General features: G+C 72.7%; 16 protein-coding genes. 7 read left to right on the top strand and 9 right to left on the bottom strand.

Annotated features, from left to right (window positions below; all coding sequences use genetic code 11):
- Both H4W81_RS43890 and H4W81_RS43885 read right to left on the bottom strand, forming a co-directional pair.
- Entirely contained in the window at positions 1-1,809 is a 1,809-nt protein-coding gene (locus H4W81_RS43890; RefSeq protein ID WP_225959079.1) for an ATP-binding protein, read from the bottom strand.
- 473 nt (positions 1,810-2,282) lie between these two features.
- Positions 2,283-3,407 (bottom strand): alpha/beta hydrolase family protein, encoded by a 1,125-nt coding sequence (locus H4W81_RS43885; protein ID WP_192780194.1) that lies wholly within the window; start codon positions 3,405-3,407, stop codon positions 2,283-2,285.
- A 116-nt stretch (positions 3,408-3,523) separates the two neighbouring features.
- Here H4W81_RS43885 and H4W81_RS43880 point away from each other — a divergent pair, with 116 nt between their 5' ends.
- The 4 genes from H4W81_RS43880 to H4W81_RS43865 are packed head-to-tail and all read left to right on the top strand — an operon-like array spanning position 3,524 to position 7,214.
- Positions 3,524-4,249: a ThuA domain-containing protein gene (locus tag H4W81_RS43880; protein WP_192780193.1), complete on the top strand. Its 726-nt coding sequence runs from the start codon at positions 3,524-3,526 to the stop codon at positions 4,247-4,249.
- 8 nt (positions 4,250-4,257) lie between these two features.
- On the top strand, positions 4,258-5,271 hold the full coding sequence (locus H4W81_RS43875) for a Gfo/Idh/MocA family protein (protein WP_192780192.1): 1,014 nt from the start codon (positions 4,258-4,260) through the stop codon (positions 5,269-5,271).
- A complete protein-coding gene (locus H4W81_RS43870; RefSeq protein ID WP_225959078.1) occupies positions 5,258-5,938 on the top strand; it encodes a helix-turn-helix domain-containing protein in 681 nt (226 codons plus the stop codon). Before H4W81_RS43875 ends, H4W81_RS43870 begins: the two co-directional genes overlap by 14 nt.
- A gap of 10 nt (positions 5,939-5,948) precedes the next feature.
- Positions 5,949-7,214 carry an alpha/beta fold hydrolase gene (locus H4W81_RS43865; protein ID WP_318782448.1) on the top strand — a complete coding sequence of 422 codons (1,266 nt, stop codon included), beginning with the start codon at positions 5,949-5,951 and terminating at the stop codon, positions 7,212-7,214.
- On the opposite strand, the gene H4W81_RS43860 is transcribed toward H4W81_RS43865, so the two are convergent.
- Positions 7,204-8,403, bottom strand: a complete 1,200-nt coding sequence (locus tag H4W81_RS43860; protein ID WP_318782447.1) for an MFS transporter — start codon at positions 8,401-8,403, stop codon at positions 7,204-7,206. The two genes, H4W81_RS43865 and H4W81_RS43860, sit on opposite strands and share 11 nt — an antisense overlap.
- A gap of 66 nt (positions 8,404-8,469) precedes the next feature.
- Here H4W81_RS43860 and H4W81_RS43855 point away from each other — a divergent pair, with 66 nt between their 5' ends.
- Together H4W81_RS43855 and H4W81_RS43850 are read left to right on the top strand one after the other, a co-directional pair.
- Positions 8,470-9,390 (top strand): LysR family transcriptional regulator, encoded by a 921-nt coding sequence (locus tag H4W81_RS43855; RefSeq protein WP_192781402.1) that lies wholly within the window; start codon positions 8,470-8,472, stop codon positions 9,388-9,390.
- 87 nt (positions 9,391-9,477) lie between these two features.
- Positions 9,478-10,596 carry an L-talarate/galactarate dehydratase gene (locus H4W81_RS43850; protein WP_192780191.1) on the top strand — a complete coding sequence of 373 codons (1,119 nt, stop codon included), beginning with the start codon at positions 9,478-9,480 and terminating at the stop codon, positions 10,594-10,596.
- 169 nt (positions 10,597-10,765) lie between these two features.
- On the opposite strand, the gene H4W81_RS43845 is transcribed toward H4W81_RS43850, so the two are convergent.
- Positions 10,766-11,572: a hypothetical protein gene (locus H4W81_RS43845; protein ID WP_192780190.1), complete on the bottom strand. Its 807-nt coding sequence runs from the start codon at positions 11,570-11,572 to the stop codon at positions 10,766-10,768.
- A gap of 133 nt (positions 11,573-11,705) precedes the next feature.
- Here H4W81_RS43845 and H4W81_RS43840 point away from each other — a divergent pair, with 133 nt between their 5' ends.
- A complete protein-coding gene (locus tag H4W81_RS43840; RefSeq protein WP_192780189.1) occupies positions 11,706-12,440 on the top strand; it encodes an AfsR/SARP family transcriptional regulator in 735 nt (244 codons plus the stop codon).
- Here the strand turns inward: H4W81_RS43840 and H4W81_RS43835 are convergent.
- Genes H4W81_RS43835 through H4W81_RS43815 form a run of 5 tightly spaced genes read right to left on the bottom strand, consistent with a single transcriptional unit; the run spans position 12,426 to position 22,954 of the window.
- Positions 12,426-15,584, bottom strand: a complete 3,159-nt coding sequence (locus H4W81_RS43835) for an AfsR/SARP family transcriptional regulator (RefSeq protein ID WP_192780188.1) — start codon at positions 15,582-15,584, stop codon at positions 12,426-12,428. The genes H4W81_RS43840 and H4W81_RS43835 overlap by 15 nt on opposite strands.
- Positions 15,585-15,619: 35 nt before the next feature.
- Positions 15,620-16,489 carry a 3-methyladenine DNA glycosylase gene (locus tag H4W81_RS43830; protein ID WP_192781401.1) on the bottom strand — a complete coding sequence of 290 codons (870 nt, stop codon included), beginning with the start codon at positions 16,487-16,489 and terminating at the stop codon, positions 15,620-15,622.
- 52 nt (positions 16,490-16,541) lie between these two features.
- The gene (gene recD2, locus H4W81_RS43825; RefSeq protein WP_318782446.1) at positions 16,542-18,656 is read right to left on the bottom strand and encodes an SF1B family DNA helicase RecD2; all 2,115 of its coding nucleotides are present in this window, start codon (positions 18,654-18,656) and stop codon (positions 16,542-16,544) included.
- Positions 18,657-18,686: 30 nt separating this feature from the next.
- Complete coding sequence (locus H4W81_RS43820; RefSeq protein ID WP_192780186.1) at positions 18,687-19,601, bottom strand: hypothetical protein; 915 nt, start codon at positions 19,599-19,601, stop codon at positions 18,687-18,689.
- Positions 19,601-22,954, bottom strand: a complete 3,354-nt coding sequence (locus tag H4W81_RS43815) for a serine/threonine-protein kinase (protein ID WP_192780185.1) — start codon at positions 22,952-22,954, stop codon at positions 19,601-19,603. The genes H4W81_RS43820 and H4W81_RS43815 overlap by 1 nt, the downstream gene beginning before the upstream one ends.
- Positions 22,955-23,321: the final 367 nt, after the last annotated feature.

Here is a 23,321-nt window from a genome sequence, read left to right as displayed (position 1 = left end):
TCAGAACGGCGGGATGTCGTCTTCGACGCCTGGCAGCCCGGCGAAGGGGTCGGCGCTCGGCGCCTTGATCGGCACCGCCTCCGACGGCCTGGTGGCCCAGGCGGGGAACGGGAAGGCCACGGCCAGCGGCACCGGGATCTCGGGTTGGGCGACGAACATCGTGCCGGGTTTGGCGATCGTGGCGCGTTCCCTGACGATCGGCGGCAGCCAGCCGTACTCGGACCTGGCCGCCTCGGCGGGGTCGAGCCGTCCCGCCACCCGCACCGCGCTGTTGGAGACGATGCGCCGCTCCACCTCCGAGGCGGTCTGCTGGGCGCCGATGAGGATCACGCCGAGGCTCCTGCCGCGCTCGGCGACATCGAGCAGGATCTCCTTGATCGGGGAGTCGCCCTCGCGAGGGGCGTACTTGTTCAGCTCGTCCAGCACCACGAACAGCAGCGGGCGGGCCGTGCCCGAGCTCTCCTTCCTGGCGAACTCGCCGCGCAGGACCACGCCGACGACGAACCGCTGGGCGCGCTCGGGCAGGTTGTGCAGGTCGACGATGGAGACCTGGGCGTCGGAGGTCCTGATGGAGTGCGGTCGCCCGCCTGCCACGTCGCCCCTGATGATCGGCGACAGCGGCCTGACCGCGCTGCGCAGGCGGCGCATGAAGGCGTTGACGGTGCCGAGCGGGGTCTGGGCGCCGGTCCAGGTCGTGCGGCTGGCCTCGTCCATGAGCTGGTCGCTGAGCAGCTCGACCAGGTCGCCGAAGGTCCGGCAGACCGTCCCGCCTTCTTCGGACGGTCGCCCGCCTTCTTGGGAGGGTCGCCCGCCTTCGCCCACCGCCAGTCTGATCGCGCCGGTGTCGCCCACCGGCCTGGCCCAGGACGCGAGCCGCGCCGCTACCTGCCCGACCAGCAGGGAGTATCCCGCCCGCTCGTCGTCGGCGTCGGCGAAGACGAACCGCAGCAGCTCCTCCTTGCAGAACTCCGCGAGCGTCCAGTAGAAGGCGCTGACCCCGTGCGTGCGCGCGGCGACGTGCGGCACCGCGTTGGGGTCGTTGGGCCGCGGCGGCGCGAAGACGTGCACGCTGCCGAACGGCTTGGCCGGCAGCCCGAGCCGCTTGTACGCGGCCTCGGCGGTGGCGTCGAGCCGGGAGTTCGGGTGGTCGAGGAAGAGCAGGTCCTCGCCCTTCACCGAGAAGATCAGCGCCTTGGTGTTGGCCGCCTCGCCCTGCAGCACACCCGAGTTGAAGATCGAGTAGATGAGGAACGTGGCGAACGAGGTCTTCGTCGCCACGCCCGACACACCGGAGATCGAGACGTGGGCGCCCCTGGTGCCGTCGAGGAAGTCGAAGTTCACGTAGAGCGGCTGGCCGTCGCGGCCGGTGCCCATGGGAACGCGGCGGTCCATGACGTCGAAGTAGAGCGCCTGGTCCCTGTCACCGGCCCCCGCCCGGTAGACCGGCGAGCCCGGCAGCGGCGGCACGAACACCTCCGGCTCGACCCTGGTCACCTTGACCTCGGCCACCTCGACCACGGCGGCGGGCAGCGCGCCGTCGGCGATGAGGAACACGTCAGAGTCGTAGGCCGCGCCCTCGTGCCTGGCCTCCACGGTCGTCACCACGCCCGCGACCAGCACCTGCCCGTAGCCGGGCACCTCCCGCCTGGTCACGACGACGTCGTCGAGCTGGATCACGCTGCCGGGTGCGAGCCCGACCCAGAAGGAGAGCGGTGAGGCCGCCTGCGTGCCAAGAACCCTGCCGACCGCCTCACCAGACGCGACCGTCCCAGACGTAGCCGTACGGCTCGCCACCCCGTTCTCGATCACTCAGCTCCTCCGCCTCCTTGACGTGACCTGTCCCTCGCCCTGAGGACGAGGATTCCCGTGCCGCCCACGCGACGGCGGCTCACAGCGCGTACAACTCGCCCAAGGCTATGGAACGGAATGCTCGACGCGTCGCAGGCTCGGGCACCCGAGCGTTGAGCTTATGTCGGGCTGAACCCAGCTCAGCCCGGGCGAGCCTCCGCTGAAGGCGGACCCGCCGGGCGCGGGCATGTGCCGCGACGCCGGCCATCCCCTCCTCGATCAGAAGGCTGATGGACCTCACCATGCGAACACCTCCTTCGCCTCACCTGGCGCACAGGCCGCAGACTCGAACACATTAACGCCTGGCCTCTTGAGCGGGCAGGCGAACACGAGCATGGGACAAGGAGCATCGGTTTCTTCGTGGCGCGACCGCGCCCGGGAGCAGCCGCAGCGGCCCGTCGGGCACGGTCAGGTCGTTGTCGTCTCGGAACGGCTCAGCGAACGAACGTGATGTCCGGGTGCGCCGCCGACTCACGGCGCAGGAGCCGCTGGGGACGGAGCTTGAGTGTCTGGTCGAAGAAGGCGGAGAGGTAGGCGCGCTGCGACGCGACGCTCACGGTCCCGATGCGCCTCGTCCTGATCTCGGGCGAGACCTCCAGCCGCTCGTCGAGCTGGGGCAGGAAGGCCTGGACGTCGGTGAAGCTGTAGTGCATGGCCTCGGGCATCAGCAGGTCGCGCTTGAACCCGGGGCTGTGCTCCCAGAACGACTTCCAGGCCGGCGAGGACAGATGGGCCCTGGGCCGCCCGTCGCGCGTACTGCCCGGCGAGCCCATCAGCAGGAACGGCCGGGTGACGCCCTCGGCGGCGGCGCGGGTGGGCTGGGCGCCGTCGACGTCGTAGGCCAGCCAGCCGTCGAGGTCGGCGCCCGCGTCCACGCGCCGGTCGGTGGTCATCACCTCCGCCGCGGTGTCGCCGCCGAAGGAGTGGCCGAACATGCCCACCCGCGACAGGTCCATCGCGTGGCCCAGCCCGTTCAGCGACGACAGCCGGTCCAGGACGAACAGCACGTCCTGCCGCCTGGTCTCCATGCCGGAGCGCAGGTCCGTTCCTGGCCTGGCCACCTCCAACCGGCCGCCGGGGAACTCGACGAAGGGCGCCTCATGGGTGTGGTCGATCGTCACGACCACGTACCCCTTGCTGGCCAGGTCCTCCACCGTCGAGGTGCCCAGCGTGCGCAGGGATCCCCAGCCGGGCGAGTAGAGCACCACCGGCCAGCGGCCCTTCGGCCGGGCGTCCGTGCGGGCGTGCGTGCCGACGGCGGCCCAGTCCACCTGTCCTGGCCGCAACCCCATGGCCCCGGCGCCCTGGTCGAAGTAGGCCGCCGCCTTGGGCGTCATGTACGGCGCCACGGGACCGCCGCCAGGCTGGGCGGGGTACCACACGCTGATCATCAGCTCCCTCCCGCGCTCCTCGTCGACCAGGTGCGCCTCGCGCATCCCCAGGCTGTGGGGACCGGTGGGCGCGGGGAGTTCGAAGGTCGCCTTGGGGGCGGGGTCGGCGTGGGCCGGGGTGGTCAGCAGAGCCGGGGCGGCGAGCAGGGCGGTCAGTGTCTTTCGCATGCGCCCAACTGTGGCCGTCGGCCCGGTCGGCCCACCTCTGCCGTTCGTCCCGTCACGACCCCGACTTTCGTCAGGAAACGGGGTAGAGATCAGCGTGACCGAAGGGAGAGACCCGAGTGGCCATCAATGTCACCGTCTGGGGCGAGAACGTGCACGAGGAGCGGGAGGAGGAGGTGCGCAGGCGCTACCCCGAGGGCATGCACGGCCAGATCGCGCGGGGCCTGCGCGACGATCTGGGTGAGCGGGTCAGGGTGCGCACGGCCACGCTGCAGGAGCCCGACCACGGGCTGACCGAGAAGGTGCTGGCCGAGACCGACGTGCTCACCTGGTGGGGGCACGCGGCGCACGAGGAGGTGGCCGACGAGGTCGTGGCCCGCGTGCACGAGCGGGTGCTCGGCGGCATGGGCCTGCTCGTCCTTCACTCGGCCCACTTCTCCAAGATCTTCCGCGTGCTCATGGGCACCACCTGCACGCTCAACTGGCGTGACGGGGGCGAGCGCGAGCTGGTCTGGACGATCGACCCCAGCCATCCGATCGCGGCGGGGGTGCCGAACCCGCTGGTCATCGACGAGCAGGAGACCTACGGCGAGCCGTTCGGCATCCCCACGCCCGACGAGCTGGTGTTCATCAGCTCCTTCAGCGGCGGCGAGGTGTTCCGCAGCGGCTGCTGTTACCGCAGGGGCAGGGGCAGGGTGTTCTACTTCAGCCCCGGCGACCAGGACTATCCCGTCTACCACCTCCCGGGCGTGCGGCGCGTGCTGGCCAACGCCGTCGTGTGGGCGGCCCCCGAGGGCGGTCCAGGCGTGCCGCTGAGCAACGCCCACACCCCCATCACCTGGTAAGGGAGCCCATGGCCTTCGACACCATCACCGAGGACCGTCCGCTGCGCGCCGTCATCGCCGGCGCGGGTTTCATCGGCCGCCAGTGGGCCACCGAGCTGCTCCTGCATCCCGATGTCTCGCTGGTCGGCTGGGCCGACCTCGACCCCTCGAAGGTGCCAGGTGACCACGGGGTGCCCGCCTTCGGATCCGTGACCGAGATGCTCGCCACGCTGCGGCCCGACTTCCTGGTCAACGGCACGGTGCCGGCCGCGCATCGTGAGGTCACGCTGGCCGCGCTGGAGCGAGGGGTGTCGGTGCTCAGCGAGAAGCCGATGGCGGTGAGCTTCGAGGAGGGCGCGACAATGGTCGCGGCCGCCGACCGGGCGCGCCGCCTGTTCATGGTCAGCCAGAACCGCCGCTACCTCCCAGGGCTGGTCGCCTACCGGCGCACGGTGGCCGAGCTGGGCGAACTGGCGATCCTGACCTCGGAGTTCTACATCCCCTACAAGACCGTCAAGTTCCTGGAGGACCTGCCGCACCCGCTGATCCAGGACATGGCCATCCACCTGTTCGACGCGGCCAGGGCGATCTCGGGGGCCGACCCGGTGTCGGTCTACTGCGAGTCGTTCAGGCCTGCCGCCAGCTGGTACACCGGGGCTTGCTCCGCGACGGCGATCTTTGAGATGACCGGCGGCCTGCGGTACGTCTTCAGCGGCAGCTGGTCGGCCCCCGGCCTGCAGACCTCGTGGACGGGCAGCTGGCGGGCGATCGGCGCGCGCGGCACCGCGGTGTGGGACGGCGGGTCGGTGATCGAGGCGGAGGGGGTGACGCCCGCCGAGCCGGAGCCCGACGTGTACGCGAGCCGCGACCGGTTCCAGGGTCTGGCGTGGGCGTTAGGCGAGTTCGTCGACGCGCTGCGCACCGGCAGGCCGCCCCAGGGCGAGGGCCACGACAACCTCGCCAGCCTCGCCATGGTGACCTCCGCCCTGGAGTCCGCGCTCAGGGGCGAACGGATAAAGTCCCATCTCTATGGAGCTACGTAACAAGGTCCGCGAGCTACGCGAACAGGGCATGTCGCCCAAGGAGATCGCCCGTGCCCTCGGCGTGCCGCCCTCGAAGGTGGCCCCGCTGGTCCGGGCGATCGCCGCCGAGGCCGAGGCGGCCGCTCCCGAGGTGGTCGGGGCCTGGGTCAACACCGGCTGGAGCGTGGGCCTGACCACGCGAGGCTGGACCGACGAGGCTCCGGTGGAGGGCGGCTCCTCCGGCATGGTCTCCGTGCTCGTGGCCAAGAGCCACGGCTGGGACAAGCTGGAGGTGTGCGGCTACCTCGTGGACGTCTACTGCCTGGGCGTCAAGCACACGATCGGCCCCGACATCATGTCCGAGGTCGAGCTGCGGCGCTTCAGGGAGTTCTTCTTCTCCGACTACGCCGGCCGCCAGGAGGCGCCGTTCGCGCTGGCGCGCGAGCTGGTGCTGGGCAGCGTGGAGTACGCCAGGGGGCTCGGCTTCGAGCCCGGCGACGACTTCGCGCCGCTGGCCGCGTTCCTCGGCGAGCGCGCCGCGGCCGACGCGGGCAGCATCGAGTTCGGCAGGGACGGCAGGCCGTTCTACGTGGCCGGCCCCGGCGAGGACCCGCGCAAGGTCCTGCGGCAGCTGGAGAAGACCGGCGACGACTTCGGCTACTACATCGTCCCCGAGAACGCGGAGTAGGCGCGGCCCGGTGAAGAGCTACACCATCCCCGGCATGCACGTGCGCGAACACGTCGCCGACGTCCCGCTCGACTGGACCGACCCCGGCGGCGAGAGCATCCAGGTCTTCGCCAGGGAGCTGGTCGATCCCACCCGCAGGGACGACGACCTGCCCTGCCTGCTCTATCTCCAGGGCGGCCCCGGCGGGAAGGGCCCGCGACCGCTCGGGCCGTCCGGCTGGGTCGGTCAGGCGCTGAAGACCCACCGGGTGATCCTGCTCGACCAGCGCGGCACCGGCCGCAGCTCCCGGGTGGACGGCAGGCTGATGTCCCGCTTCGAGACGGCCGAGCGGGGCGCCGCCTACCTGTCGTGCTTCAGGGCCGACTCGATCGTGGCCGACGCCGAGCACCTGAGGAAGACGGTCTTCGGCGGCGGGCGCTGGTCGACGCTCGGTCAGAGCTACGGGGGCTTCCTCACGCTGACCTACCTGTCGCAGGCGCCCGAGGGGCTGAGCGCGTGCTACGTCACCGGCGGGCTCGCGGGCCTGGAGGCAGACGCCGCCGAGGTCTACCGGCGCACCTATCCGCGGGTCGAGGCGAAGAACAGGGAGTTCTACCGGCGCTACCCGCACCACGTGGAGACCGTGGCGCGGCTCGCCGACCGCCTGTCCGAGGGCGACGTGCTGCTGCCCGACGGCGACGTGCTGACCGTGCGGCGGCTGCAGTTCCTCGGCGTCGACTTCGGCATGAAGCCCGGCTACGAGCGCATGCACTGGCTGATCGAGGAGGGCCTGACCACCTCCTTCCTGCACCAGGTGCTGGCCAGGACCTCCTTCGGCGACAACCCGCTGTACGCCGCGATGCACGAGAGCATCTACGGAGCGGGCCCCGGCGCCACGGCCTGGGCGGCCGAGCGGATGCGGGCCGAGCACCCCGCCTTCGCCGAGACGGCCAGGCCGCTGCTGTTCACCGGGGAGATGATCTATCCCTGGATGTTCGAGGAGATCCGCGAGCTGCGGCCCTTCCGCGGCGCGGTCGAGGTGATGGCCGCCCGCGAGGAGTGGCCGGCGCTCTACGATCCCGACCGGCTGGCCGCCAACGAGGTGCCGGTGGCCGCCGCGGTCTACTTCGACGACATGTACGTCGACTCGGGCCTGCAGTTGGAGACGGCCGCGCGGATCGGCAACGCCCAGGTGTGGGTGACCAACGAGTACGAGCACGACGGGCTCGGCGACGACAGGGTCTTCGCCCGGCTGACCCAGCTGGTCGACGACATGGGCGGCCGCGTCAGAGGGTGAGCGCGGGAGAGGTGCGTCGCGCGCCCGCCGCGCGACGCCCGCGCTCCCGCGGCCTGCGCCCCTCTGCCAGCACGCCCGCCATCGCGGCCAGCAGCCAGGCGGCGGTGAAGACGACCAGCCAGCTCCACCCCGCCCTGCCGTACACGATGCCGCCCACGGTGCCCCCGACGCTGCTGCCGACGTAGAAGAAGAGCGTGTAGAGGCCGGAGACGTGGCCGCGGGCGCCCTCGGGCGCCTCGGCCGCGGCCCACCCGTTGGCCACGGCGTGCGCGGCGAAGAAGCCGCCGGTCAGCACGACCAGGCCGAGCACCACCAGCGCCAGGTTGTCGGGGATGGTCAGCAGCGTGCCGAGGACGGTGACCAGGAGCGCGGCGACCAGCACGGCGCGCTTGCCGTACCTGCCGACGAGCCTGCCCGCCGTGCTCGAGGAGAGCGTGCCCGTCGCGTAGGCGAGGAAGACGAGGGAGGCGATGGCGGGCGCGATGCCGAGCTCGCGGATGAGCCTGAACCCCGCGGCGTTGTAGACGGCGACGAAGGAGCCCACGCCCGCCGCGGCCACGCCGTACTGCGCGAGGAGCACGGGACGGCTGAAGGCCGCCCGCAGGCCGCCGCCCCTCCTGACCCGCGGGCGCGGCGGCGTGGCCGGCAGGGCGAGGACGGTGACCACCGCGCACACCAGGGAGAGCGCGGCGACGCAGGCGAGCGCGCCGTGCCACCCGAGCGGTTCGGCGACGAACCCCGCCGCCAGCCGGCCCGCCATGCCGCCGACCGAGTTCCCCGCGATCATCGCGCCGACCGCGGCGGCCACGCCCGCGCCGCCGAGCAGCTCCATCAGGTACGCCGCCGCGACGCCGGGAAAGCCGGCGATGGCCACGCCCTGCAGGGCCCTGAGCACCAGCAGGCTCTCGAAGGTCGGCGCGAGCGGGAGCAGCAGGCCGAGCACCACCGAGGCGATCACCGAGATCAGGATGATCCGCCGCCTGCCGACGATCTCCGACAGCGCGGCCACCGGCAGCACCGCGATGGCGAGCGCTCCCGTGGCCACGCCGATGGCGAGGGAGGCACCGCCGGGGTCGAGGTGGAACTCGGCGGCGAGCTGCGGGAGCACGGCCTGCGGGGCGTACAGGAGAGCGAAGGAGGAGATGCCGGCAGCGGCGACGCCGACGGTCACCCGAGGTGCGATAACCACACCTAAGAAACTAAGCAAAGCTAATAAATACGTCTAATACCGCCATATGCGAAAATTCATACTGTGATGCATGAATTGGCACCCAACCTCGAGCTGCTGGCCGCGCTCAGGGAGACCGAGCACGTCACGCGGGCCGCCGAACTGCTCGGTGTTCCGCAGCCCACGGTCAGCAGACGGCTGGCCGCGCTGTCCGAGGCCGTCGGCACCCCGCTGGTCGTCCCGCACGGCCGCGGCATCAGGCTGACCAGGGCGGGCCGCACCCTGGCCGACTCGGCCGCCCGCGCGCTCGCCGTCATGGCGACCGGTGTGCGCGAGGTGCGCGAGGAGATCGACCCCGGCAGCGGGCGCATCGTGCTGGGCTTCCTGCACCTGCTGGGCCGGTCGCTCGTGCCCTCGCTGGTCGGCGGGTTCCGCGAGCGTCATCCGCTCGTGCGCTTCAGCCTGGTGCAGGGCTCGCGGCAGGTGATGCTGCGGCGGCTGCGCGAAGGCGAGATCGACCTGGCCTTCGTCGCGCCGCTCCCCTCCGGCGACCCCGACCTGACCGGCACCCCGCTCGCCGAGCAGGAGCTGGTGCTCACCGTCCCCGCCGCGCACCGGCTGTCCAGGCGCAGGCGGGTGCGCGCCGCCGAGCTGGCCGACGAGGACTTCGTCACCCTCGAACAGGGCTACGGCGTGCGGCAGATCACCGACGACCTGTGCGCCGCGGCCGGGTTCCAGCCCAGGATCGCCTTCGAGGGGCAGGAGTCCGACACGGTGCGCGGCCTGGTCACCGCAGGGCTCGGGGTCGCGCTGCTGCCGAGGTACGGCGCCGCGCCGCTGCCGGGCGCCGTCGAGATCCCGCTGTCGCCCGCGCTGTTCCGCACGATCGGGATCGTCAGGCCCGCCCAGCTCACCCCGCTGGCCCAGGCCTTCCACGTCTACGTGCTGGCCGAGACCCCCGACCTCGGCCTGGAGTTCACCCCGGCAGGGTCTTTTCTCAAGACCTGATCGTTACGCGGCCGAGGCAGCGCGCGAGACTGGAGTTCCGCGGCCGGGGACCTCCCCCGGCCGCGCCACCCCGAGTTGGAGCCCCCCATGAACGACCGCATCACCTCGGTGCGCCTCTCGTCCGTTCGCCTTCCCCTCGACGTGCCCATCAGCGACGCCAAAGTGCTCACCGGCAGGCAGCGGCCGATGACCGAGGTCGCCATGCTGTTCGCCGAGATCGGCACCGAGCAGGGCCACGAGGGCCTCGGATTCGGCTACTCCAAGCGGGCGGGCGGCCCCGGCCAGTACGCGCACGCCGTGGAGCTCGCCCCCGACCTGCTCGGCGAGGATCCGAGCGACATCTCCCGGCTGTGGGAGAAGCTCGTGTGGGCGGGCGCGTCGGTGGGCCGCAGCGGGCTCGCGGTGCAGGCGATCGCCGCCATGGACATCGCGCTGTGGGACCTCAAGGCCAGGAGGGCGGGACTGCCGCTGGCCAAGCTCCTCGGCGCGCACCGCGACTCGGTGCGCTGCTACAACACCTCGGGCGGGTTCCTGCACACCCCGCTCGACGAGGTGCTCGACAACGCCTCGGCGGCGCTGGCGCGCGGGATCGGCGGCATCAAGATCAAGGTGGGGCAGCCCGACACCCGCGCCGACCTCGCCAGGCTCGAGGCCGTGCGGGCGCACCTGGGCGACGCGGTACCTCTGATGGTCGACGCCAACCAGCAGTGGGACAGGCCCACGGCGCGGCGGATGGGCCGGGCCATGGAGGAGTACGGCCTGACCTGGATCGAGGAGCCGCTCGACGCCTACGACCACGAGGGCCACGCCGCGCTGGCGGCCGGCCTCGACACGCCCGTGGCCACCGGCGAGATGCTCACCAGCGTGGCCGAGCACGCGGCGCTCATCGACGCGGGCGGCGCCGACATCCTGCAGCCCGACGCGCCGCGCATCGGCGGCATCACACCGTTCCTGCGCCTGGCCGCGCTGGCCGAGCATCACCGGCTCCAGCTCGCGCCGCACTTCGCCATGGAGATCCACCTCCACCTCGCCGCCGCCTACGGGCAGGAACCGTGGGTGGAGCACTTCGAGTGGCTCGAACCGCTGTTCAACGAGCGAATCGAGATCAGCGGCGGCCGGATGGCGGTGCCCTCCAGACCCGGGCTCGGCCTGACGCTCAGCGACCAGGCCGTGAAGTGGACGGTGGAGCAGGCCGTCATCAGCTGACCGCGTCCAGCAGCGACCTCAGCCGAGGGGGCTCGCGTTCGGGGTGGAACAGGTGAACGAGCGGCCGGCCCGCCGCCCGCGGGTCGAACGTTTACCCACACGGTCGCGCAGGCCGCCATGGGGCCAGGCGCGGCCCCCGTGCCTGGCAAGGGCCGCGCCGTACGTCGCGCTACTTGCGCCCGCGGCTCGACCACAGGGGCCGGTTGTCGCCGGAGTAGACGATGACCTGCCCGTCGTTGCCGACCGCCAGCCACGCTCCGGGGTTGCCCGCCGTCTTGGCCGACCAGAGGGCCTTGTCGTTGGTGTCGACGACCACCCAGTTCCCATCGCGCTGCATGATCGACCGCGCGCCGGGGTGGCCGGCCGTCGGAGTCGTCCAGACCGCGCGCTGGCCGCCCTGCGAGTCGTACAGGACGGCGTTGCCCTCGTCCTGCTGCATCAGCTTGAAGCGGCCGTTGTGTGACTGCACCCACTGGCCGGGACGCAGCACGTGGCCCGAGGGCAGCTTGCCGATGTACGCGCTCGACGACCACAGCGGCTCGTCGTCCGCGGAGTAGATCACCAGGACGCCGCTCTGCTCGGGCAGCTTCAGATACGCGCCGGGGTTGCCTGCCGTGGGCGTCGACCACAGCGGCTTGTTGTCGGCGCCGTAGATGACGAGGTTGCCCTCCTTCTGCATGGTCGCCTTGGCTCCGGGCCTGCCCGAGGTGGGCGAGGTCCACAGCGCCTTGGTGCCGTCGTAGAACACGAGGTTGCCCTGGTGCTGCTGGACCAGGCGGAACCGGCCGCCGCCCGACGTCAGGGACTGCCCGGGAAGCAGCCACTCGCCGGGACCGAGCAGATCCTTGGCCACCACCTTCTGCGTGAGCGCCGCCGTATCGGCTACCGCGGTGCCGCTGAACTGTGTCGCAAGGAGCAACGAACCGGCCATGACGGCGGCCGCGGCCGCCCCCGCCTTCTTCGTGAACGCTCTCACCTTGGGTCTCTTCCTGTTGGCTGCCAAACGATGCGGCAAGACCCTGGCAGAGCCCGTTGGTGTTTCGTTGGCGCACGCCGGGACGCAGCGCGGCCTTAGCGAGCGCTTAGCGCTCCTTGCCACGATGGGCCGGATGGATCGCATGGAATTCCGCCTGCTCGGGTCCATAGAGGCAGGACACGGGGATCGCAGCCTCGACCTCGGACCGCGCAAGCGCAGGCACGTGCTGGCCGCGCTGCTGCTCGACCCGAACCGGCCGGTCCCCATGGAGCGGCTGATCGACGCGGCGTGGGACGGCGACGCGCCGGACAGCGCGCGGGTGACCGTGCAGGGGCATGTCTACCGGTTGCGGCGAGCGCTGGCGGGGTGGCCGGAGGTGCGGCTGGAAACGGCGCCCTCCGGGTACGTCCTGCACGTCGATCCCGACCAGGTGGACGCGCTGCGCTTCCTGAGGGTCGTGTCCGAGGCTCGCGACGCGGACGACGAACGGGGCGTCCACCTGCTGGAGGAGGCGCTCGGGTGGTGGCGTGGACCGGCGTTCGGCGAGCCGAGGGGCGGCAAGACGCTGGAGGTGGCCGCGGTCGAGCTGGAGGAGGCCCGCCTGTCGGCGGTGGAGGAACTGGCGAGCCGCTGTCTCCGCCTCGGCAGGCCCGAGCGGGCGGTGGTGCCGCTCAGGGCCACGGTGACCGCGGATCCGCACCAGGAGCGGCTGGTCGCGCTGCTGATGACGGCCCTCTACCGGCTCGGCAGGCGGGCCGAGGCGCTCGATCTGTATGAGGACACCAGGCGCAGGCTCGCCGACCGGCTCGGTGTGGACCCTGGACCGCAGCTCCAGGCCACCTTCGAGAACCTGCTATCCGAGGCGTGACCAGGGTGGTCGCACTCCGGTGTCGTCGTAGAGGCGGGCCGCTCGCTCGCGTGCCCGGCTTGCGGCCTCCTCCTGGCCGAGCGCGTGGAGGCTGTCGGCCGCCGCGGCCAGCGCGTGCGCCTCGTCGAGCCGGTGGCCCAGCTCGTGGTGCAGCCGGACGGCCCGCAGGGCGTGGTCGAGGCCCTGCCCTGGCTGCCCGTCGCCGGTATGGACGCGGGCGAGCAGGGTGCGCGCCTGCCCCTCCAGCCTGCGCAGGCCGTACTGCCCAGCCTGGTCGAGAGCGATGCCCGCCTCCTTCGTGGCCTCCTCGTGCGACGAGGCGCGCAGGAGCAGCGTGGCCAGCCCGAGGCGGATCCTCGTCTTCAGATGCGTCTGCGTCCGCTCCTCGTAGGAGGCGAGCACCTCCCGCAGCATCGCGCAGCGCTCCTCGACGTCGATCGAGTCGTCCACCCTGGCGAGGGTGCTGCGTGCCTCATCGTGCTCGCCCGTCAACCCGCCCCCGACGGCCGCCCGCACGGCCTGCCGCGCGGCCTCGGCGGCGCCTGCCGCGTCACCCCGCTCGTGCCTGATCATCGCCACGCTGGACAACAGCGCCGCCAGCTGGGCGCCCGGCTCGAAGCGCTCCGACCACTCGCGAGACCGGTCGAGCAGGTCCATGGCCCGGTCGAGGTCGCCGAGCGAGACATGGACGTCGGCCAGGATGGACAGGGCCCTCGCCTGCCACAGTGGCGAGGTGTCGAGCTCTTCGCGCATGGCGATGGCGCGCTCCTGCTGGGTGCGCGCCTCCTTCGCCCGCCCCTGCCAGTGCAGCACGAGCGCGTGGTTCTCCAGCGTCGTGGCGAGTCTCATCGACGGCGCCGTCCAGCCGTCGGCGACCTGCCGGTAGTAGCCGGTCGCGGTGCGGAAGTCGCCGAGGTTGGCATGGGCGGAGGCGAGGTTGCTCAGCGTCAGCATGACTCCCGGCGTCCAGCCGGTCTCCCGGTAGCGGGCCGACGCGCGCTCGTACTCCTCGAGGGCCTCCCTGGGGCGGTTCAGCACGAAGAGCGTGTTGGCCAGCGTGTGGTGCATGCTGCCCTGCCCTTCGAGGTCGCCCGCCTCCTGCGCTGACGCCAGGGCCCGGCGGGCCAGCGAGCCGATCAGGTCAGCGGGGAACCTGCCGTCCAGGAAGGCCCGCATCGGCTCGACCAGCCGCCATGCCGTACGGCTGCCGCCGTGCTCGGCCGCGTCGTCGATGACGGCGAGCAGATTGTGCTGCTCGGCCTCCAGCCATTCCACCGCGGCGTCGGGGCCGGAGATCGGCTCCGCGTCGGGCGGCAGGTCGTCGTGCGTGAGCGGGAGCAGCTCGATGCTGGGGGCGAGCACGGCCGCCACGGCCCTGGAGGTGTGCAGGTAGTAGGCCCGCAGCCGGGCGGCGGCCGCCTCGTCCTCGGCCGTGGCCTGCCGACGCGCGTACAGCCGGACCAGGTCGTGCAGGCGGTAGCGGCCGGGGGCGTGCTCCTCGACCAGGTGGGCGGTGGCGAGCCCGCCGATCAGCCGCGCCGCCGTGCGGGGGTGGGCCTGCGCGAGGCGGGCGGCGGAGCGCGCGGTGAAGTCGCGGCAGGCGATCAGGCCGAACCTGCGGAACAGCACGCGGGCGTCAGGGGTGAGCGCGGCATAGGAGTGGCCGAAGGCCGTGGCGACGGCCGCCCGCGGATCCCCTTCGACGGCCAGCGTGCTCCAGCGGTCGGCGTGAAGGTCCTCGACGTACCTGCGGACGTCGCGATCGGGCCGCCCCGTCAGGTTGGCGCCCGCGATGCGCAGCGCCAGCGGCAGATGGCCGCAGAGCTCGGCCATTTCCGCCGTGGCCGAGGGGTCGGCGAGCACATGGGCGGGGCCGACGACGGCGGCCAGCAGATCGCGGGCCGCCTCGGGATCGAGCGGGCCGAGCGTCACGCTCCGCGCCCCCTGCAGCGCCACCAGGCCGCGTAGTGCGTCGCGGCTGGTGACCAGCACAGCGCAAGCCGCGCCGCCGGGAAGCAGCGGTCGCACCTGGTCCGCGCTGGAGGCGTTGTCGAGCAGGACCAGCACCCGCCGCCCGGCCAGCGCCGAGCGGTAGAGGTCGAGCTGCTCGGCGACACTGGCGGGGATGTCGGCGGCGGGCACGCCGAGCGCGCGCAGAAGCCTGGGCAGCACCCGTTCGGGCGTCGCGGGGTCGCCCTGGGCGTAGCCGTTGAGGTCGACGTGCAGCTGACCATCGGGGAAGCGGCCGGCCACCCGGTGACCCACCCGGGTGGCCAGCGCCGACTTGCCCGCGCCCGCCACGCCGGTCACCACGACGATCGCGGGCGGGTCGCCGAGGAGCCCGGCCACATGGTCGGCCTCGGCCTCGCGCCCCACGAAGTCCGCGACGTCCAGCGGCAGCTGCCGCGGTACCGAGGCGCGCCCCGGCCGCTCGCCCTCCAGGACGCGCTGGTGGAGATCGCGCAGCCGGGGGCCGGGATCGATGCCGAGCTCGGTCGCGAACAGGCGCTGGACCACGCGGAACAGCTCCATGGCGTCGGTCGTGCGCCCGCCGTGCCACAGCGCGGTCATCGTCAGCGCGTGGGGCGTCTCCCTGAACGGCTGCTCGTCCCTGAGCTCGTGGAGCAGTCCTGGAACCTCGGCGTGCCTGCCGAGTTCGATGAGCGCGGCCGCGTACTCCTCCAGCAGCTCCCACCGCGCCTCCAGCAGCGGGACGCGCACGCGCTGATCCACCCACGCCGTGCCGACGCCCTCCAGCGGCTGCCCGCGCCATTGGCCGAGCGCCCGCGCCCACGCGTGCACCGCGTCCTCGGGGCGCGCCGCCGCCCGGCCTCGAGCCAGTGCGGCTCTGAACCTGCCCAGATCCACCTGCTCGGCCGGTACGGCGAGCGAATAGCCCGCCGTTGAGCTGCGGATCCGGTCGCCCACGAGCTTGCGCAGCTGCGACACGTGCCCCTGGACGATGGTCTTGGCGGTCTTCGGCGGCTCGCCCTCCCACAGCGCGGCGCTCAGCCTGTCCAGGGACACGGCGGCGCCGTGGTGCGCGGCGAGCAACCCGACCACGCACCGCTGCTGCGCTCCGCCCAGTGGGACCGCCGCCCCGCCGTCCCACACCTCGACGGGGCCGAGTACGCGAATATCCACGCTGTCCGACCTTAATCACCCGGCGCGGCGCACGGTCATGCGCCGGTCGGCACGCGCACGCCGTCGAGGAGCCGCCGGCACAGGTCGAGGAGCGCACGGCGCAGGGGCGCGGCCCGCTCGGCGAAGCCCCGCTGCGCCGCCGCGTAGATCACGCGTCCCTCAGGCGTCTCGATCGGCACCGGCTCGTGGCCCAGGGCGCTCAGGTCGTAGGGGCTGGCCCGCATGTCGAGGGTCCTGATGTCGCGCGCCAGCTCGAAGCAGTCGGCGACCAGCTCGCTCGGCACGAGCGGGGAGAGCTTGTAGGCCCACTTGTAGAGGTCCATGTTGGCGTGCAGGCAGCCGGGCTGCTCCAGCTCCGCCTGCCGTTCGCGGGTCGGGTGCAGCGTGTTGAGCGGCCTGGCGGCCTCGGTGAAGAACCTGAACGCGTCGAAGTGGCTGCACCGCGCTCCCCTGCGCTCCACGACGGCGGCGATCTCCTCGGGCGGCATGCGCAGCGGCTGTGTGGCGTGCCGTACCTCGTCGGCGGGGAGCTTGTAGACCATGGCCCACTCGTGCATGCCGAAGCAGCCGAAGTGTCCCTGCCGTGACGCGGTCGCCGACAGCAGCGCGGCGGTCCATTCGACCATCGCCCGCCGCTTGGCGAGCAGCCGGTCCACGTCGAGGGTGGCGCCCCCGTCGGTGTCGAGGTAGTCGGCGCCGTAGCCGCGCGCCCCGGCCAGCACCACGCCCGCCCCCGGATGCCACCTGCGCAGCCGTCCTGGACGGTAGCCGTAGTAGTCGAAGAGGAAGTCCTCCACCGGATGGGGCGTGCCGGCCTGGCGACGGTCGAGGTGCGGCCCGACCCAGACGTCGACCCGCCGCTGGTGCGCCTCGGCCCTGGCCTGCCACTCCCGCTTGTCGAGCATCCTCACCGCACCATCGTAGGAACCCCCGCCAGGTGCCCGATCCAGCCGCCCGTCAGCCGAGGGCGGCGGCGAGGCGGCGGGACAGCCCGGTGTTGCGGCGCCGGCCGAGCCTGGCGACGGCCAGCTCGAGCGCCTCGCGCTGCCCCACCAGCACGACCCAGGCCTTCGCCCTGGTGACCAGCGTGTAGAGCAGCCTGCGGCGCAGCATCACCCCGCCCGCCTCGACCACGAGCGGCGCGACCACGAACGGGTACTCGCTGCCCTGCGACCTGTGCACGCTGATCGCGTAGGCGTGGGTGAGATCGTCGAGCTCGTCGAAGGCGTAGGAAACCGTGTCGCCGTCGTCGATGCGCACCTCGACCACTCTGTCGTCCTGCTTGAGCGCGACCACCGTGCCCGTCTCGCCGTTGAAGACGCCCTTGTCGTAGTTGTTGCGGATCGGCATGACCCGGTCGCCCACCCTGAAGACCGACGCGCCCGACCAGTGCTCCGCCACGCCCTCGCGGGCGGGGTTGAGCCGCTCCTGGATCAGCCGCCCGATCTCGGCGGTGCCCGCCGTGCCCTTGCGCATGGGGCACAGCACCTGGACCTGGTCGGGCCTGACCTTCTGCTTGGCGGGGATCGCCTCGGTCGCCAGGTGGACGACCCGTGCGGCCACCGCCGCCGGATCGTCGAGCTCCTCGAACCAGAACCCGCCGCCGCCCGGCGTGAAGGGGACGGCGCCGCCCCTGATCTGGTGCGCGGCCTGGATGATGCCGCTGCCCTCGGCCTGGCGGAAGACGTGGGTCAGCCGCATGCGGGGCACCGCCTCGACGGCGAGCAGGTCGGCCAGGACGCTGCCGGGCCCGATGCTGGGCAGCTGGTCGCTGTCGCCGACCAGCAGCAGATGGCTGCCGGGAGAGATCGCCGAGCACAACCTGGTGGCCAGATGGAGGTCGAGCATGGAGGCCTCGTCGACCACGATCAGATCGGCCTGGGCAGGGGTCTCGTCGAACAGCTTGTCGGGATCGGGCTGGACGGCCAGCATGCGGTGCACGGTGGTGGCGGGCAGCCCGGTCAGCTCCGACAGCCGCTTGGCCGCCTTGCCCGTCGGCGCGCAGAGGGTGACGCTGCCGCCCATCGCCCGCACGGTCGCCGCGATCACCTTCACCGTGTGGCTCTTGCCGCAGCCGGGGCCGCCGGTGAGCACAGAGACCGTGCTCGTCAGCGCCATGGTCACGGCCGCCCGCTGGTCGTCGTGCAACCCCGGGTCGTCGCTGAAGGGCCGCAGCGGCAGGGTCGAGCGGGCGGTGAGGAGCCCGGCCAGCAGCGCGGCCAGCTTGGCCTCGCGGCTGTGGTGCTCCTTGGCGTAGACGACCAGGTCGGTCTCGCTCTCCTCGACGACCACCCTGCGCTCGGCGAGCAGGGCGTCGACCAGCCGGCCGACCAGCTCCTCCTCGAGCTCCAGCCGGGCGGCGGTGCGCGCGACCAGGGCGGGCAGCGGCAGGAAGCAGTGGCCGTCACGGGCCGCCGCCGACTCCAGACCGTCCATGATCGCCGCCTTGATCCGCTGGGGGCTGCGCTCGGGCACCCCCGACTGCAGGGCGATCTTGTCAGCGGTGCCGAAGGCGATGCCCCTGACCTGGCCGATGAGCTGGTAGGGGTCGGCGGCCAGGACCTCGGCCGACGCGGGCCCGTAGACCTGGTAGATCTTGGCGGCGAGCAGCGGGCTGACCCCGAACCCCTGCAGCACCACCATCAGCGCGGCGACCGCCTTCTGCTCGCGCCAGGCCTCGACGATCTGCGCCTGGCGGGCCGGGCCGATGTTGATGACCTCGGTGAGCCGCTCGGGCGCGGTGTCGATCACGGTCAGCGTGGCCTCGCCGAAGTGGCCGACGATCGCCTGCGCCAGGCGGGGGCCGATGCCGCGGATCAGGCCCGAGCCGAGGTAGAGCTGGATGGCGTGGACGGTGGCGGGCACGATGCGCTCGCAGGCGGTGACCGCGAAGCGCTTGCCGTAGGTGGGATGCTCGGCCCACTCACCCGCCAGGCGCAGCGTCTCGCCGGGCTGCACGCCGGCCAGCGCCCGGCCCGAGGCGACGAAACCTGCCGCGGTCTCGCTGCTCAGGCGGGCGACGGTGTATTCGTCCTCTCTGACGTACACCAGTTGCTCGACGGATGCCTCCACGCAGAGGATCCAATCACGCGGCTGTGACATTCAGCCGGCGGTGACCTTCCTGCCGCCGCTCTCCGCGCCGCCGAAGCCGCCCGCGCCGCCGAACGTCACCTTCCAGTACCCGCTCTTCGACACCGGCGTGGAGATCACGAACCGGCCGTTGCTCTGGGTCGTCCCGCCCGCCTTCCTGGCGTAGCTCGACCTGCTCGCGCCGTACTCCGAGCTCACGGGCTGCGTGCCGGGGCTCCGCCACTTGGTGATCTTCCCCGCGGCGTTCCTGCTCTTCTCCCACTGCAGCCGTCCCGTGTGCGTGACGGCGCGGCCCTGGCTCACCGTGCTGGGCGTCACCGCGTACCCGACGAACCTGGAGCGCTTGAGCCCGCGCGCCACGAACACCCTGACCTCCTCGCTGGTGGCGGGCGCCGTGCCGCGCAGCCTGGCCCGCCACCGCCCCGTCTCCATTGCCTGGGCCCTGGCCTCGAACCGGCCGCGCTCCCCCGCCTCGGCGAAGACCACGTCGCGCCAGGCCAGGTCGATCTCCGGCCGGAACTGCACGGCCACCACCCGTTCGGCCGACTCCGTCGCCAGCCGTCCGGTGAAGGTGAGGATCTCCGCGCCGTCGTCCACCGACGTGGGCGTGACGACGAAACCGGTGATCCGGCTCACTCCCGCCGCGCCGACCGTGAAGGGCTCCTCCGCGACGGCCCCGCCCGCCGTGACGGTGACCGTCCACTCGGCCGGCTCCGCGTCTCGGGGCAGCTGATGGACGGCCCGCCACGCCTGCTCGTTCGGCGACGACTCGGCCCTGTCGAAGCGCAGCTCCTCCCGCCCGAGCGTCCCCGCCACCGAGCGGGCGTCGGTGGTCACCACGACCACGCTCACCCGCTGGCCCGGCGCGGCGGGGTCGGGTTCGATCTCCACGGACACGATCTCGGGCGAAGCCCTCCATAAGATCATCAGCACACCTCGCGGTAGGGCGCCTCGGGGATGAGACGCCGCCATTCCTCCTCCGACAGCCCGCGCCCCGTGCGGGCGCACACGCCCGCCGCGGCCTGGTCCACGTCGACGGCGAGGCGACGCACGCCGCCGTCCTCGCCGACGCTGTACAGCTCGCCGCCACCCGCGCCGAAGGCCACCGCGAGGACGGCGCCCGCGTGCACCGGGTACGGCAGCCCGTACGGCACGCCCCTGTCGACGTCCCACAGCTGGACCACCCCGCCGCCGCTGCCTGCCGCCAGGAGCCCTTCTCGTGGCGAGAAGGCCAGCGCCGTGACATCGTCGCCGCCGGTGGCGAGATGCCTGACCCTGACGAGGGTGCGCGCGTCCCACAGGTCGATGCCCGACTCGAAGGACCCCGTCGCGATGATCCTGCTGTCCTCACTGAACGCCACCGCCGACACCCCGTCAACACTGGGGCTGAACGGCTGCGCCACCACGGGCCCCGAGGGCAGCGGGATGAGCGCGTTGTCCCTGCCGCCCACCGCCAGGGCCCTGCCGTCGGGGCTGAAGGCCAGCACGTCCCCGCCCGTCCTCGGCAGCGTGCGCGCGGGTCCCTTCCCGTCCCAGAGCCGCACCCGGCCGAACCCGCCCGACCAGGGGACCACCGCGAGCGTCCGTCCGTCAGGGGCGAAGGCGAGGCCCGCCACCGAGATCGCGTCCGGCACGGCGAGCCGTCCGCTGATCCGGAGGGTGGCGGTGTCGAGGAACACCACGCGGGCGGGGTCGCGCAGCCCGGCGGCGAGCGTGCGGCCGTCGGGGCTGACGGCCAGCGCGTCGGCGTCCATGCCGACCAGCCTGTCCCCCACGTGCAGGCCGTCGCCCGCCAGCGCGGCCACCAGCCGCGCGCCCGGCCCGAACCTGGCCGACTCCACCCCTCGCGCGATCGGCGCGGCCCGCTCGCCGACGTCCAGGACGGCCACCGCCCCGCCGCCGAGCAGGTAGCTCAGCCTGGCGCCGTCCAGCCGCAGGCTCGGCATGAGCGAGGCGTCGGCGAGCCGGTAGGAGAAGCGGGTGGCGCCGTCCTCGTCCCAGAGCGCGACGTGGTCGTCGCCGTCGTAGGTGAGCACCTCGCCGCCCGCGAACCCCACCCACTGGGCCGCGACACCCTCCAGCGGCTCCCGCTCCAGGCCCCGCCCGCCGGCCGCGTCGTGGAAGGTCACGTCACCGTCGCGGCTCACCGCCAGCGTCCGTCCCGTCCCGTCGAAGGCGACGGCACCGCCCCTTCCCCGCCATCGCCTGCCGGTCCGGTCCCACACCTCGAAACGATCGCCGCGGAACATCGGCGCGAACAGACCGGGTGACAGCGCGATCCGCTCCAGTCCGTCGCGCCGCCATTCGACGACCTTCGCGAGGGAGGGCACCCGCCAGACCTGGCCCGCGGGCGCGGAGGTGACGACCGCGAGCAGCGCGCCCTCCGCCCCGAACTCCATCCAGGTCGCCCCCTCCCCGAACGCCTCGCCGACCGGCCGTCCCGTGAGCGCGTCCCACAACCGGACCCGGATGCTCGACGCGACGGCCACCGTCCGGCCGTCGGGACTCAGGGCGACGGCCCTGACGTCCGTGCCCACTCCCTCGATCCGCCCCGTACGGCGGGAGCCGTCCCACAGCGTCGCCACCCCCGCGTCGACGACCAGCAACGAGCGGCCGAGCGCGAACCGCGCGTCCGCCGTCACCCTGGGCGGCGGCCTGACCGTCAGCTCGCGCTGGGCGAGCGAGCTGTAGACCGCCGCCCGCGCCTCCCGCACCCGCGCGAGCCGCCACGCGGCCACGCTGAGCAGCATCGCGGTCACCGGATCGGCCGACCTGAGCTGGTCGGCCCTGGCCGCGGTCTGCCTGGCCGCCGCGATGTCGCGCTGGCTCTCGGCCACCCCTCGCTGCTGGACGGCGAGCCCGGTCGCCGCGAGCGCCACGACGAGCAGGACGGCGAGCACCGCCGACACCTGTCCCCTGCGCCGGGCCCGCACCCTGGCCAGAGCGGCGCTCGCGGTGAGGAAGGCGTTCTCGACCAGGTTGAGCGTCGCGTGCCGCCGCCCCGTCGCCGCCCAGCCGAGCGACGCCTCCAGCGCGCTGCCCTGGAAGAGGTCGGCGGGCCTGCGCCCGTTCGCCTCCCATCGGGCGGCGGCCTCGCCGAGCTGCCTGTGCAGGCGCAGCCCCGCCCGGTCGGCCTCGATCCACTCCCGCATCCTCGGCCATGCCCGCAGTAAGGCCGCGTTGGCCAGCGAGACCGTCTCGCCGTCGCCGACCACCAGCTCCGCGCGGGCGAATCCGGACAGCACCCTGTTCGCCCGCGGCTGGTCGTCCAGCTCGTGCCTGGACATCCGCCTCAGCATGTCCTCGGCGCCCTCCCCCGGCATGACCATCCGCAGCATGATCTCCGGCACCACCGCCCGGTCGTCGGCCGAGAGCCGCTGGTAGACCTGCTCGGCGACCGTCTCGAGCGGCGGCGGGGCGGGCTCGGCACGCCGGCCGACCGGCTCCGCGGCCCTGCTTCCCTCGGCGAGCAGCGCCCCCGTCTCCTCCCTGCCGCCCACGAGCGCGAGCAGGATCGAGCGAGCCGTGGGCCTGGCCTCCTGGTCCTTCGCCATGGCCGCCGACACCAGCGTCCGCAGCGGTTCCTCCAGCACCGACACGTCCGGGTCGAGGGCGAGGATCTGGTGGTAGAGCGCGACCAGGTTCTCCCCGTCGAACGGCGCGCGCCCCGTCGCGGCGAACAGCGTGACCGCGCCCCACGCCCACACGTCGACGGCAGGCCCCGAGCGCTGCCCGATGACGCTCTCCGGCGCCATGAACGCGGGTGTCCCCGCGACGTGGCCGGTCGGCGTCAGCGACATCTCCGAGGTGCGGGCGATCCCGAAGTCGATCACTCGAGGGCCGTCGGGTCCGATGAGCACGTTGTCGGGCTTGAGGTCGCGATGGATGACCCCCGCCTCGTGGATCGCCGTCAGGGCCGTCGCCACCCCCGTGGCCAGCCGGTACAGCTCGTCGGCCCGGTAGGGCCCGCCGCTGTCGACGGCTCTGCGCAGGCTCGGCCCTCCCACGTACTCGCTGACGATGTACGGCCGCTGGCCGTCCAGCTCGACGGCCAGCACCCTGGCCGTGCAGAACTGCGCCACGCTCCTGGTGGCCGCCGCCTCCTTGGCGAAGCGCCTGCGCAGCTCGGCGCCCGAGCCGGGATGCAGCACCTTGATGGCGACCCGCTCCCCCTCGGGTCCGTAGGCGTCGTAGACCACGCCCTGCCCGCCCTGGCCGAGCCTGCCCGCGAGCCAGTACTCACCCAGCTGGCGCGGGTCCCCCGCGGCAAGGGCCGACATATGCCGATAATGCGTCAGCTTTCCAACGACGTCAGCTTCCAAGGATGTCGCCATCTCTTGGATGATGCGCTCGGCCTGCGCGAGGTCCACGCCCCCTGGTCATGCGGTCCTCGATCGCCAGGATGTCGGCGCCCAGGCGCTGCACGACTCGCTCGCGGCGGCGGGCGGGCCGATCAGGGCCGCCCCGGTCGACGGGTACGGCTACGTGGTGACCGTCCACGATCGCCAAGCGGGCCGGGCGGCCGCTTCGTCCCGGTCAGCGTTACCTCCATGTTTCCTGCGGAGCGTTGACACGCCTTGTGTTAACGATAACAATCAGCCGAAACACCACGCGCTTTGTCTGATTCATCCCCTTCATTGAGGAGAC

Origin of the sequence: Nonomuraea africana, assembly GCF_014873535.1 — a bacterium.
Taxonomy (GTDB): domain Bacteria; phylum Actinomycetota; class Actinomycetes; order Streptosporangiales; family Streptosporangiaceae; genus Nonomuraea; species Nonomuraea africana.
Note: the sequence above shows the minus strand (reverse complement) of the source record. Positions and strands in the feature narration are given on the sequence as shown.

Excerpts from the sequence above, each read along its gene's own strand:
- H4W81_RS43830 (WP_192781401.1), bottom strand. The coding sequence starts at position 16,489 with ATGCTCGACAAGCGGGAGTGGCAGGCCAGGGCCGAGGCGCACCAGCGG.
- H4W81_RS43875 (WP_192780192.1), top strand. The coding sequence starts at position 4,258 with ATGGCCTTCGACACCATCACCGAGGACCGTCCGCTGCGCGCCGTCATC.
- H4W81_RS43870 (WP_225959078.1), top strand. The coding sequence starts at position 5,258 with ATGGAGCTACGTAACAAGGTCCGCGAGCTACGCGAACAGGGCATGTCG.
- H4W81_RS43850 (WP_192780191.1), top strand. The coding sequence starts at position 9,478 with ATGAACGACCGCATCACCTCGGTGCGCCTCTCGTCCGTTCGCCTTCCC.
- H4W81_RS43885 (WP_192780194.1), bottom strand. The coding sequence starts at position 3,407 with ATGCGAAAGACACTGACCGCCCTGCTCGCCGCCCCGGCTCTGCTGACC.
- H4W81_RS43815 (WP_192780185.1), bottom strand. The coding sequence starts at position 22,954 with ATGTCGGCCCTTGCCGCGGGGGACCCGCGCCAGCTGGGTGAGTACTGG.
- H4W81_RS43855 (WP_192781402.1), top strand. The coding sequence starts at position 8,470 with ATGCATGAATTGGCACCCAACCTCGAGCTGCTGGCCGCGCTCAGGGAG.
- H4W81_RS43820 (WP_192780186.1), bottom strand. The coding sequence starts at position 19,601 with ATGATCTTATGGAGGGCTTCGCCCGAGATCGTGTCCGTGGAGATCGAA.
- H4W81_RS43840 (WP_192780189.1), top strand. The coding sequence starts at position 11,706 with ATGGATCGCATGGAATTCCGCCTGCTCGGGTCCATAGAGGCAGGACAC.